This window comes from Pedobacter metabolipauper, from assembly GCF_004362715.1.
Classification (GTDB): Bacteria; Bacteroidota; Bacteroidia; order Sphingobacteriales; family Sphingobacteriaceae; genus Pedobacter; species Pedobacter metabolipauper.
In genome coordinates, this window is record NZ_SNYC01000003.1 from 106,864 (window position 1) to 119,686 (window position 12,823).

Genomic DNA, 12,823 nt, shown 5'->3' on the forward strand with positions numbered 1-12,823 from the left:
TATGAAAACAATAACCCTCATCTTCAGTGTTTTTATAATATTGTCGGCCAAAAAAGTTACTGCGCAAAAGATATTCAACCAAAAAGATTCCAACGCTACATGGCAATACATCTACCCATTTGGTGGCAAATCCTATACGCTTGCCATTCAAAGTTATAAAGAGGGATATAAGAAGGAACTTGCCGGTACCGGACTAAACTCGACAATCTATTTTGGTAAGAACAATGGCACTAAAGATCAGATATTTTGGAAAGAACTTGCTTTTATCCAGTATAGTGAAAAACCAAAATATGTAGATTTTAATAACGATGGGATAAAGGATCTGCTTGTTTTTAGTGGTACCGGAGCCCGTGGAATAAATGAGTTTTATTATCTGTACTTAATTGAAAAAAAAAGCCATAAACTTATCAAAGTTAAAGGTTTTGAGAAGATCACGAATCCCGAATACAACGAAAAATACAAGGTGATTGTTGGTACGGGCTATGCTGGAAAAGTGAACTATAGCATTTATAAGATCGATAAGAACAATACCATATATGAAGCTGCACCTTCATTTGAAGAATCAAAAGAAACTACGCTGGATGAACAACTGGATCTCATTATGAAGAAGCAATGATGCCAATATAACCCAATACGGTATACATAACATTCACTTAACATTGGCTTATTACCTTAGTTCAGTTTTTATAACGCTGAATTATGATCATTAAACGCCATTCCAGGTTAAGATACTGCACATATATGGTGCATCTCCTGCTTTTTGTGGGGTTTCACAATGCCATAGCCCAGCAAAAAGAAACCGCTGATCCCAATAAAAATGATCCGGGTGCTGTGTTTGTCAAAATAAAACAGCGTTTAAATAAAGCTTTAAAGGAAAACGATCAGTTAACGGCAGCAGAATCTTACGGCAAGATAGGAGAGTTGTTTTACTACCAGGCCGTATACTCCAGGGCACTGGACCACTTCTTTAAAGCCGATAAACTGTTCAAGGCTGAAAATGCACAACTCAGCATTGCCCTTAACCTGAATAAAATTGGAGAAACCTATTACCATGGCAGACAATACAATGCCGCCACCAAAATATTCCAGCAGTCCTTAGCCATTTTTAAACAACTGGGCAACCAGCAGGGTATCGCTCAAACTTATGGTCTCATCGGCCAAACCTATGAGAAAACAAATGGTTATGTTCAGGCCGTCAAATATCAGCAACTGGCCCTTGATGAATATGCAAAAGCCAATGATAAAAGCGGACTCGCAAAGATCTACGAAAACCTGGGAAGCCTGCATGAAGACAAACTACAGCTGGATTCTGCATTAAAATATTTTACGCTTGCACTTTCGCTGAATAAAGCCAATACCAACCGTATGGCTCAGATAGAAGTAATTAATAACCTTGGAGATGTTTACCGCAAGTCGGGCAGATACCGCGAATCTCTCGGGTATACGCATCAGGCAGCCAGCCTGGCTATTCAGCTTAAAGACCAGTACCAACTTGGAAGCGCTTACCGCGATCTGTCAAAAGCATTTAACCTGCTTAACCGTAACGACAGCGCTTATCATTATAGCGAAGCCAGCAGGAACATTTTCCTGCAGATCTATACTCGTGACAACGAAAAGCAAATCGCCTTACTCCAAACCCTGTTTGAAGTGGAGCAGAAAGACAATGCCATTACCCGTTTTGAAAATGAAAAGATCATCAGCCGGGTAATTGCCATCGCTGCAGGCGTAATCGTAGTACTTGCCGGATTACTGGCTTTCAGTATCATCAGCAGACAGCGGCTTAAAATAAAGAACGAGCAAAAGCTGCACGAACAAAACCAGCACAGCTTAAAGGGCGAACTTGAGCTTAAAAGCAAGGAGCTAACCAGCCATACCCTTCATTTAATACAAAAGAACCAATTGCTGGAAGACTTAAAGAACAAGCTTAATGTCATTGTAAAGGATGATAAGCGCGATCAGCGCAAAGAGCTCAAACAGTTGCTGAACCTGATCAGCATCAACCACAACCAGGATAAGAACTGGGAAGATTTTAGAAGTGTATTTGAGCAGGTTCATGAACATTTCTTCGACAGTGTTAAAAAGCATTCTGCGGCACTAACCTCGTCAGATATGCGGTTGCTTGCATTGTTAAAAATGAACCTCAGCTCTGCAGATATATCAACCATGCTGGGGATCTCTCCAGATAGTCTGCGGATTTCACGATACCGGTTACGTAAAAAATTAAACCTTCCGGAAGGGGAAAACCTTGGTACTTTTATTCAGAATCTATAGCATTTAATGTAGTTTAAATTAGCTTAATACTTAGTTAACAGAAACTTAATGGCCATGTTGTTGATTTGTAAATATCTGATAATTAATTATTTATGACAGGTGTGATGCGTGTTGTTGCTGTTGTGTTTATGCATTTTTAACCGGTGTATCCATTTTGTAACGGACTAAAAGAAAGCTTTACTCCAATTGCGGATAATCTTTGCAGCATCTTATCACAAAAACAATTTATGAATCTCAAATCATTATTATTTTTAGTATTCCTTTTAAGCGGAAGCACCCTGGCCATGGCACAGAGAAGCATCATCAAAGGGAAAATAACCAGTGGCGAAAACCGTGAAGTACTTACAGGTGCAACCGTGCTGGTTAATGGTACCAGCAGCAGTACGGCAACCGATCTTAACGGTGAGTACCAGTTTTATGTAAACTCCGGTAATCTTAAAATTACGGTTCGATATCTTGGTTATAAAGATACCGTAGTCAATGTAAGTGTAAATGCCAACGAGCTGAAGGTGGTGAACATCGTGATGCAAAGCCGCCAGTCGGTGCTGCAGAATGTAATCATTACCGGCTACACCCAGGGACAAGCAAAAGCCCTTAACCAGCAAAAAAATGCCGACAACATTAAGAACATCATTGCGGCCGATCAGATCGGCAAATTCCCGGACCCGAATGCCGCAGAGGCTTTACAGCGTGTGCCGGGTGTAAACATTGAGCGCGACCAGGGTGAAGGACGTTACGTGTCCTTACGTGGATTGGCACCGCAATTTACAAATACCAGCGTAAACGGAGAGCAAATTCCATCACCAGAGGCTGATGTACGTTTTGTGGCGCTTGATGCGATCCCTTCAGATCAGCTGGCTTCCATAGAGGTGAGCAAAGCGCTAACGCCAGATATGGATGGTGATGCAATTGGAGGTTCCATTAACCTGATCACACGTTCGGCACAAAGTAAAAAGGCAGTGATCCAGGGTTTTCTAGGCGGTGGTTATAATGAACTCATGAATAGGGGAAATGTGCAGGGACAACTGCAGTATGGCCAGCGTTTTGGTAAGAACGAAAAGTTGGGCGTGTTGCTGAACAGCAGTTATTACCAAAATAATTTAGGCTCTGATGGTGTTGAACGCACCATCAATGACAATGAGCTTGAACTGCGCGACTATGAACTTACCCGTACCCGTTTGGGTTTAAGCTCATCGCTTGATTATCATTTTAACAACCACCATGAAGTATACTTCAATACCATTTACTCGCGCTTTACCGATCGGGAATGGAGACGCAGGTATGTTTTTGTTCCGGAGGATGAAGAAATTGAAAAGCTGACCAAAGACCGGTTTGAGTCGCAGTCGGTATTGTCACTAAACGCAGGCGCAAAACATATCTTCAAAAACTTCCTTTTAGATTATGAGGCCCAGTATAGTTACGCAGAACAAAAAACACCGTATGACAATGAAGCTGGTTTTGTAGCCGGAATACCAAGCACATTAAGCTATGCAGATACAAAGTTCCCAACCATAGACACTGATCAGGATTATACCAGCAATTCACAATATGAATTTGATGAATTGGGCATGGGCAGTTCCTTAGCTAAGGATAGAAATATCACCGCTAAAATTAACATTGGCGTTCCGTACAAGATAAATGGCAGCGAAGGCTTATTGAAATTCGGGGCCAAAGTACGGTCTAAAAATAAAAGCTACGCCATTACACAGAATACCTATGAGAACTTAGGCGGCGTTCCTAACCTGGATCAGTTTGCAGGTAAACCAGTGAAAAAAGAATTCTTCTTTAACCGCTACCAAATGGGTAATCCATTGGATGTATCTAACCTGATCGGTTATTTCAATGCCAACCCGGGTCAGTTTGAACTTCAAATCGCAGATAAAGCATCAGATGAGGCCCTGGAATCTTACACCGCATCAGAAGATGTTGTTGCGGCTTATGTAATGGGTCGCCAGCAAATCAAAAAGCTGATGGTCTTAGGTGGTGTGCGTTACGAACGTACCAAAGTTAGCTACAATTCAAAAGATGTAATTTTTGCGGCCAACGGCGATCTGGAAGCCATCCGTCCGGTAAACGGCAGTAGTACTTATGATTTTGTATTGCCGCAAGTTCATTTGAAATACGATTTGGGGAACTTAACCAACCTGCGTGCAGCAGTTACTTATTCTTATGCCAGACCAAATTTCTCGGAGATCATCCCATCACAGGAAATCAACCGTGAAGACCGTGTAGCAACCATTGGTAATGCTGCCCTTAAACCGGTAAGTGCCCTTAACTATGACTTGATGGCCGAGCATTACTTCGGTTCTGTAGGGATCGTATCGGCAGGTGTTTTCTATAAGCAGCTGGATAACTTCATCTACCGCCGTGTTATCTTCAATTCACCATATCCGTTAACAGGTACACCGATCATCCCGCAGATTGATGTTACGCAGTCGCAAAACGGAAATGATGCGAGCGTGCTTGGTGCTGAGTTTGCTTTTCAACGCAGGCTCTCGTTCATTCCGTTCCTGAAAGATTTTAGTTTATACCTGAACTATACCTATACACACTCAAATGCTAAACTTCAAAGCCGCGAGGCCACAGAAGGTAATGCATCCATTACAGAAGAAATCAGGCTTCCGGGACAGGCCAGTCAGGTAGGTAATGGTTCACTTGCTTACGAAGGACGTAAATTTTCGGCCAGGGTATCGCTTAACTTCAATGGAAGCTACCTGTCAGAAATTGGCGGTACTAAAGCAGAAGATATCTTCATTAAAAACCGCATGCAGGTTGATGCTACAGCCGGATACGCCATCAATAGCCAGTTCAGGTTGTTTGTTGAGGCACTTAATTTAACCAACCAGCCTTTGCAAGCATACCAGGGTAATTCCAACCAGTACATCCAACGCGAATTCTATTCGTACTGGATGCGTTTCGGACTGAAGTTTAATTTATAACCGTAAAAATATTCATACAACGATGAAAAAATTAAGATATAGCGTATTGTCGCTTTTGATCCTTGCTTTGATGGCTTGTGATAAGGAGAATGATAACGTGATCAAACCATTAACAGGAGACAACTTTCCACAGATCCTCAACTTAGCTGATGAAGGTGATGGTGAAATAGAGGATGAAGATAAATTCAGTTTTAAAATTACCCTTGCCGACCGGGTTGACCCGGATGGCGAATCGCTGGAAGGCCGTATTGTCCCGCTTAAAAAGACAGTACGGGTAAATTTTGAAGTAACCGATTTTGAAGGTTTTAACAACCTGAATGAGTATATTGAAGATGCTGCTGCATTTTATGAGATAGACGATTGTACCACATCAGAAGATGAAGGCATTGATCTGCACCTTACGTTTGACCGGACAACTGGTAAAGGCAGTGTTGATTTTCCGGCAGGAGTAGAAGAAATAGAAGTAGAGTTTGAAACCAACCCGGATCTGTTTGATGATAAAGTATTGAATGCAGACGATCGTAAAATTGAGATCCAGCTTACAGCTGTTCAGGCAGGTGAGGAGAAAGTAGTTGTAAACACAGCCAATAAATTTGAATATCTTGTTTTAGATGATGAATCGATCTATGGTAGTTATGAGCTTGATATAGAAGATGCGGCACAATTTCAGAAATTTATCACCTTGTTTGGCCTAATCAATGAAGATGTAAAAGGGCTAAAGGCGGATGATGTAGAAGAGATTGAGATCGAATTTCAATATGGTGAATTTAAAGCAGTCATTGTGCTTAAAGAAACGGAGCAGGTTGACGAATGCGGCGACATAGAAACCGTAAACAAAGAAATAGAGATTGAAGGCGGCATAGAAGAGCTGGATGAAAAGACACTTGCAGGTGCAGTTGAATTTGCAGATGACATAGAGCAGGAAGACGGCTCTGAACAGGAATTTAAGTACAGCGGTAAGTTTAAAATTGTAGGAAAAAACCTGGAACTCACACTTCAGGGTGAATACAATGACGATGAGACTGATAAAATAACCCTGGTACTGAAAAAATAATAGGAAACTGATGTATAAAAAAAATATAGTAATCTTAACTGCAGCAGCTTTGATGTTTCTAAGCGCCTGCACAAATAATAACTCAGCGAAGCAACAGCAAAATGTAGTAACTGCTGATAGCCTGGCTGTAGTGAAGCCGCTTTACGTAACCGACACGGTACAATTTGATACCGATGATCCGGCAATATGGGTTAACCCTGCAGATCCTGCGCAATCTTTAGTGATTGGTACAGATAAAGATGAAAATGGTGGCTTGTATGTATTCGATCTAAAAGGAAAGGCAATAACTAGTAAGATAGTCCGCGGACTTAAGCGTCCGAATAATGTAGACATTGTATACGGCCTGATGCTGAATGGTAAGCCGGTAGATGTTGCAGTAACCACAGAACGGATGACGCATAAGATCAGGATCTTTTCGTTACCGGATATGAAACCTGTTGACAATGGAGGTTTGCCTGTATTTGAGGGGGAGACATTGGAAGGCCATCGCGATCTGATGGGTATTTCTTTATATACCAGTCCAGCGAAAGAAATCTATGCGATTGTAGGCCGCAAAACTGGTCCGCTTGATGGCAGCTACTTATGGCAATACTTGTTAACGGATGATGGTAAGGGAAATGTTAAAGCCACGTTAAAAAGGAAGTTCGGTAAATACAGTGGTAAAAAGGAAATCGAAGCCATTGCTGTAGACAATGAAATGGGTTATGTGTACTATTCAGATGAGCAGTTTGGTGTGCGTAAATATTATGCAGATCCATCAAAAGGAAACGAAGAGCTTGCTGTATTTGCAAAAGAAGGCTTTAAGGAAGATCATGAAGGGATCAGCATTTATAAGACTACGGATAGTACAGGATATGTATTGGTGTCTGACCAGGCGGCTAACCAGTTCAAGGTCTTTAAACGTGAGGGTAGTAACGCATTTGTAAAGAGCATCCCGATGTCAACCAACAACAGTGATGGTTCAGACGTAGTGTCTGTTCCTTTAAACGCCGATTTTAAACATGGTCTTTTTGTGGCCATGAGTGATAACAAGACTTTCCAGTTTTACCGCTGGGAAGATCTGGCAGGCAAGGCGCTTGAGATTAAGAAGTAACCATTAAAATAAGCAATAGCTTAAATACAGACTGCCCCAATAGTTAATTACTATTGGGGCAGTTGTTTTAATCATCTGATATGAATTTCTTCAGGCAGAAATACTAGTTCATGTTGTTTTTCTCTGCTGATTGCTCAATAAGAATGATATCTCTTGTATTTTTTTGTACAGCAATGGCTGCAAACAAGGTAAGGAGAAAAGACATGGCATAAAATCCTTTTTCGCTTAAGCTTAACGTAGCATTCCATAAACCGATAGTGAGCAACGTAATTGCAATCATCGTACAAGCCCAGCTTAATCCATAATAGATACTGGTTACCGGGATTCCTTCCAGGCGGTCGCGGACGCTCTTTTGAACAGATACGGCTGCGAATAAACCAAAAAGTAAAACAGTAAAGTAATATCCTTTTTCATTAAGGGGCATTTCAGCGTTCCACAGGCCGATATTGTAGGCAACAGATCCAATAATCAGGGCGGTCCATGAGGCTCCTATAAATGCATTTGATGGTTTTTGATTCATATGTAGGTTATATTTTCAGGCTAAAGATAGCAGAAATTTGCATTTGTCTATACAGTATTATACCAGGCCAGTCTGTTGTTTGTGTTTAACTATAACGAGATTACTTCGTGTTGTGTTTCCGGTGCTTTGTCGAAGGTCATACGGTTTAAGACCATAAATAGACCGTGAAGCCACCGGGAATGGACCGGGAACAGACCGCTAATAAGTCCTTAACAATGAAAAAACTTGTCTTGTCCTGCTTTAGCTATACAGGTTGTCTTGTCCTGCGTTAGCTTGTCTCGTCCGTTATTCTTTGAAGGTGATGATAAACTTTGCACCTTCATCCATGTCACTTTCAACTATGATCTGCCCGCCAAGGTTAGTAACGTGATTATAAACTAAATACAATCCAATGCCTTTACTGTCGATATTATTGTGGAACTTTTGGTTGAAACCGAAGATCTTGTCTTTTACTCTTTCCATATCAAAGCCCAGTCCTTCATCAGAAAAAATGAGTTGCCTGTTACCATTTTCAATGATCGTCTGGATTTTAATAACGGGAACAGAGCCAATTTTACGGTACTTGATCGCATTGGTAATCAAATTCAGGAATATACTTTCCAGATAAGATTTGTTAAAATTTATGGTCGGCAAGATAGAGAAATCGGCATGGATACTAGCACCTGAATCATTAATTAACGACCGTAAGGAATGGATCACATCGTTAAAACAATCGTTAAAATCTAACTCCTCAGTATGAATGGTTAATATATCTTTTTGACTCAGATCTTCAACATAACCGTTTAACGTATTCTTTAAATTTTCAGTAGCCAGCTTAAGTACTTCTATAAATTCTAGTGTCTCCTTATCTTGAATTTTAGTTGTGTCCAGGATATTAAAAACGGAAAGTAAATTGTTAACAGGCGACCTCAAATTGTGGGAAGTGGTATAATTTAATTGCTTCAGGTTATTATTTACCTGTGTTAAATTGGCTAGTAGGTTATTTCTGTCTTCTTCCGTTTTCTTTTTGTGAGTAATGTTTTTAGCAATGGCAAAAACCAGCTGTTCGGTATCTAAAGGCATAGAAGTCCAGGAGAGCCATACAATCTCTCCGCTTTTGGTTACATAGCGGTTCTCAAAATTTAAAAGTGGTTCATTCCTGGTCAGGTTCTTACGGTTTTCGGCAGTAATCAGCTTGTCGTCAGGATGGATAAACGTATGTATGGGTACAGCAAATAGTTCTTCATTGGTGTAGCCCAGTGTTTTGGAAACAATTGGATTTATTCTTCTAAAGTATCCATCGTACCCGGCTACACATAGCAGGTCGGCAGATAACTCGAAAAATACTTCCAGGTTAAAGATCCCATTATTATCCACGTTAGTAGTATTAACTATATAAGTCATTTGTTAACAAAGTTATATATCTACATAGAGGTAGGGGATACCCGTTGTAAATCGCTCGGTATTGATGTAATTCAGTATTGATGTAATATTACCAATATAAAAACTATGAATCGATATTTTATATGAATTAACGAGAATGTGTGGAGATTTAACTCGATTATTAGCGATGTTGGAGAAAGGTTGAGGAAATTTCTGGATGGTGATTAACGTAAGATGCGGTAATATATAAACGCAGGGCGACATGAATGCGATTATTTAAGGAATGCAGGATTTTTTGTTAAAAAGTTAACTGGCTGATATAGAGAAAAAAGGCTGTTTTTCGGTATTAAAGACGAATTATTTATGAAAATTGGCTTCAATAAGTTTGCGGCAATTTGATTTTTTTATATCTTTGCGCCCTTGGTAATTATAACTGAATGTTAAAATGAAATATAATTACTGCAATGTTAGCAATTGTGATTTTAAATTCTAACTTTGCAATCCCTTCGAAAAAGGGAAAAAAGGAGATACCAGTTTCGGGGTGTAGCGTAGCCCGGTATCGCGCCTGCTTTGGGAGCAGGAGGTCGTAGGTTCGAATCCTGCCACCCCGACAAAATGCTTAGATGAGCATTTTAAAATTGACCAGTAAAACAGATACCATTTCGGGGTGTAGCGTAGCCCGGTATCGCGCCTGCTTTGGGAGCAGGAGGTCGTAGGTTCGAATCCTGCCACCCCGACTTTAAACGTGCTAACGCATACTAAAAGCCCTTAAAATCAATGATTTAAGGGCTTTTTTAATTTATTTTCAGCCAACTCATATCAAGTTTTATCAAAGAAAATGTGCCCTATTGGGTGCTCCAATCTAATTATTTATATTTGGGCACAAAATGGTAATAACTTGTTGATTATAAATAGATTACTTAATTTATTTTGTCTTGTTTTTGTCGACTTTGTGCCTTGTTCAAATATGGGCACAAAAATCTTTGAGCCAAAGAAAGACATTGTTAAACAAATTTTATTGAAATGAGTATGCAATCGGTACCGACAACTGTTCAGTTTATGGCAACAAGCAATAACTTCTTTGGTACTTCAACCGCATACGCACTATTTTTATACATTTGGATTGAGGAGCCTTAGTGGGAAACCACGGAAGATGGATATGAAACCTTGCGTATTTTCTTACGATGTTCCCAAAATCTGTTTTTCTTGGAAAGACAGAGGCGAATATTTCGAATTGGCCTATCGGTTTAAAGTTGGAAATAAGATAATGAAACCTTCGCTGGACAATACCATTTTTTTTATCAATGATGAAGCAGATCCAATGACCTTTTATTTGTTTGCTTCATTTTCTGATTGTTAATTACTTCATTTTTTGCAGAGAGGAAGTTTAAGATTTTTGTGCTTAAAGCACATTTTAACAAGGATTTTAATGGGTTTTTTACGCAACTTAAGAAAGTATATGAGTTTTGTTGAGTTCGAGTTTGGTTGAATTTTGCCGTTAACCAAATCAGGTTTTAGGCCAAATTTAATTTTAAAGACTACAAAATCATAAGATAGTTATTTAGTACTATTTAAGCAGTTAATTATGGAAATGGATCTCTTAGCCTCTTCATCTAAATCAAGATCATATCCTAAAATCTAATAATTTGTTATCTTTATCATCTTAGGTTGTTAACGCTATAGTATGAAAAAAATCAAATCCATCGAAGTAAGAAATTCTAGATTCTACCAAGATTTCCGTATAGAATTCTCAGATAAGTTGACTTGTATTATGGGGGGGCGTGGTACAGGTAAAACAACTCTTCTAAATTTCATGAAAGTGGCCTTGGGATATCCTGATTTTGAAGATAAGCAACTTGGTAACTTACTAAGAAGTAATCTTGGCGCCGGCACAATTACATTAGAAATCCAAGGAGAGACCAATCAAATTTACAACTTAGTTAAGACTTTAGAAGATGCGCCCCAATCTTTTATTTTACCAAAATTAGATTTTATTCCACTTAGTAAAATTTTCAACGACATTGAATGTGATTTTTATGAAGCGGGGCGCATCGAAGAAATCGGCCGTAGTAGTAGAGATCGCTTAGCACTGATTGACAAAAAAATAAAAAATGAAATATCAGTTTTGATGACCTCGATGAAAAATATGCAAATAGAGTTAGAAAGTAATGCTCTAGACATCAAATCATTCAGTAAGAAAATCAAGCAATTCGACGATGTACTTAGTCAATATTCGGATGTCGAACTTGAATTTGAAACATTCAAGAAACAAAAGCCTCTCGAAATAGGTGAAACGGAAAATAAGACTTTTGAAGATGCGGATAGAAATGAGGGAATAAGACTACAAGAGACCAGATTTTATAATCGTTCCGTAGATGTCTTTAAAAAATTCCAAAAGGATTTGGTTGAAACATATAGGCCATTAAAAAATTTTATTGACAGTGAAACTCAAAATCCAGAGGTTTTCCAAAATTCTGGATTGATGAAAGAGGCGCAAGAATTAATGACTAAAACGGTTGAAGATATAAGGCAAGCATTTGGCAAAGTCGCTGGGATGGTTAAAAATAAGCAAAACGATCTTGATATTTCATTTAGTAAGCTTATAGATATTCATACTGAACAGCAAGCTAGTTTTGTTACGATTAAGCAACAATTCGATCAAAATAGAGAGTATATAAATAAGTACAATCTACTTTCAAAACGAATTACGGACAAATCTATCTTGATGAAAGATCAAGACGACATGGGTAAACGTTTGAAGCAAGTTAAAGAGGTACGCAGCCAATTGCTCGAAAGATTGAACGAATACAAAAAGTCAATTTTCGGACTCCGATTAAAAACCGTTAATGAATTAAATCAAATTTTCAATAACGAGGTTGTTATCACGTTAACATATGCTGGAATCCGAGATGATTTTCAAGAAAAGCTTCGATCTGCGCTGAAAGGTTCAGGAATTCAGTATAATGTGATTGTCTTGAAAATAGCTGAAAGATTTACTCCTGAACAATTTGCCCAAGTCGTTCATGATAGAAATGCGTCTACATTAATGTCAATTAAAGAAATTGACCAAACTCGTGCTCTTTTGATTATTAGTACACTTTACGAAACTGAATTGTTATATGAAATAGAAACAATGTATTGTGACGATCTACCAGAGTTTAAACTCAAAATTGCAAGTGATTCCGCTAATCTTGAAAATAATTATCGACGTACTGATGAGCTTTCTATGGGGCAAAGGTGTACTACAGTTTTGCCAATAATTTTTGCAGTATCGACAAATCCACTGATTATTGATCAGCCAGAGGATAATTTAGATAATAAATATATTACTCAAAGTATTCATGAGACAATCAGGCAACAAAAGACAAATAGGCAATTAATATTTATCACACACAATCCTAATATACCTGTACTTTCAGATGCCGACCATAATATCTTTCTCGAGTATGAAAATAGGCAATCAAAGATTCTACATGAGGGTACAATTCTAGAAGTTAAGCAGGATATAATAAACTTATTGGAAGGAGGAGCTCTTGCTTTTGAACGTAGGATGGAAACTTATGGCTATGAAAATAATTTGTAGC

The 12,823-nt window shown here is 38.9% G+C and carries 8 protein-coding genes and 2 tRNA genes; 8 read left to right on the forward strand and 2 right to left on the reverse strand.

Annotated features, from left to right (window positions below):
• Position 1 precedes the first annotated feature (1 nt).
• The 5 genes from ATK78_RS00545 to ATK78_RS00565 all read left to right on the forward strand — a co-directional run bounded on the left by ATK78_RS00545 (position 2) and on the right by ATK78_RS00565 (position 7,357).
• Positions 2-616: an XAC2610-related protein gene (locus ATK78_RS00545; protein ID WP_133574121.1), complete on the forward strand. Its 615-nt coding sequence runs from the start codon at positions 2-4 to the stop codon at positions 614-616.
• Positions 617-699: 83 nt separating this feature from the next.
• Positions 700-2,271 (forward strand): tetratricopeptide repeat protein, encoded by a 1,572-nt coding sequence (locus ATK78_RS00550; RefSeq protein WP_133574122.1) that lies wholly within the window; start codon positions 700-702, stop codon positions 2,269-2,271.
• Between the two features lie 227 nt (positions 2,272-2,498).
• Positions 2,499-5,210 (forward strand): TonB-dependent receptor, encoded by a 2,712-nt coding sequence (locus ATK78_RS00555; protein ID WP_133574123.1) that lies wholly within the window; start codon positions 2,499-2,501, stop codon positions 5,208-5,210.
• A 22-nt stretch (positions 5,211-5,232) separates the two neighbouring features.
• Positions 5,233-6,264 carry a hypothetical protein gene (locus ATK78_RS00560; protein ID WP_133574124.1) on the forward strand — a complete coding sequence of 344 codons (1,032 nt, stop codon included), beginning with the start codon at positions 5,233-5,235 and terminating at the stop codon, positions 6,262-6,264.
• 10 nt (positions 6,265-6,274) lie between these two features.
• Positions 6,275-7,357 (forward strand): phytase, encoded by a 1,083-nt coding sequence (locus tag ATK78_RS00565; RefSeq protein WP_133574125.1) that lies wholly within the window; start codon positions 6,275-6,277, stop codon positions 7,355-7,357.
• A gap of 103 nt (positions 7,358-7,460) precedes the next feature.
• On the opposite strand, the gene yiaA is transcribed toward ATK78_RS00565, so the two are convergent.
• Together yiaA and ATK78_RS00575 are read right to left on the reverse strand one after the other, a co-directional pair.
• A complete protein-coding gene (yiaA, locus tag ATK78_RS00570; RefSeq protein ID WP_133574126.1) occupies positions 7,461-7,877 on the reverse strand; it encodes an inner membrane protein YiaA in 417 nt (138 codons plus the stop codon).
• A gap of 285 nt (positions 7,878-8,162) precedes the next feature.
• On the reverse strand, positions 8,163-9,260 hold the full coding sequence (locus ATK78_RS00575; RefSeq protein WP_133574127.1) for a PAS domain-containing sensor histidine kinase: 1,098 nt from the start codon (positions 9,258-9,260) through the stop codon (positions 8,163-8,165).
• Between the two features lie 516 nt (positions 9,261-9,776).
• Here ATK78_RS00575 and ATK78_RS00580 point away from each other — a divergent pair.
• From ATK78_RS00580 to ATK78_RS00590, 3 genes are all read left to right on the forward strand, one after another.
• Positions 9,777-9,850 (forward strand) — tRNA-Pro (locus ATK78_RS00580).
• A 52-nt stretch (positions 9,851-9,902) separates the two neighbouring features.
• Positions 9,903-9,976, forward strand: a tRNA-Pro gene (locus ATK78_RS00585).
• A 947-nt stretch (positions 9,977-10,923) separates the two neighbouring features.
• On the forward strand, positions 10,924-12,822 hold the full coding sequence (locus tag ATK78_RS00590; protein ID WP_133574128.1) for an AAA family ATPase: 1,899 nt from the start codon (positions 10,924-10,926) through the stop codon (positions 12,820-12,822).
• The last annotated feature ends 1 nt before the right edge of the window (position 12,823 follow it).